The sequence below is a fragment of the Pseudomonas sp. HMSC057H01 genome (assembly GCF_001836405.1).
GTDB classification, from domain to species: Bacteria; Pseudomonadota; Gammaproteobacteria; order Pseudomonadales; family Pseudomonadaceae; genus Pseudomonas; species Pseudomonas aeruginosa.
The window spans coordinates 1-271 of sequence record NZ_KV828466.1 but is presented as its reverse complement, the minus strand read 5'-3'; the positions used below and the strand labels follow the sequence as shown (position 1 = coordinate 271).

Annotated in this window: 1 protein-coding gene; it reads right to left on the bottom strand. The window is 57.9% G+C overall.

Annotation, left to right across the window (positions count from 1 at the left end; genetic code table 11):
* Positions 1-85, bottom strand: an 85-nt coding sequence (locus tag HMPREF2581_RS33855; RefSeq protein WP_371914912.1) for a hypothetical protein, incomplete at its 3' end; no start/stop codon positions are given.
* Positions 86-271: the final 186 nt, after the last annotated feature.

Here is a 271-nt window from a genome sequence, read left to right as displayed (position 1 = left end):
CTTCTTCCAGTTCGAACTCGACGACATCGAACGCGAGTTTCCCTTCGCCGACGACGAAGGTGAATTTCAGGTCCCTTTGACGCATGGATCGTTCCTTGTTCCTGGCGGGCGGTTCCTCCCCCATCCGTTGGAGAAGCGAGCCCCACGTTACTCTTGCTCAGCCGCTGCCGAAAGTCTTGGCTCTGTGTCGATTTCGCGAAGTAGCGGACATTTTCGGCTCGACGGAGAACCGGCCGTACAGGTGTACGACCGGTGTGCCTGTCAACTCACC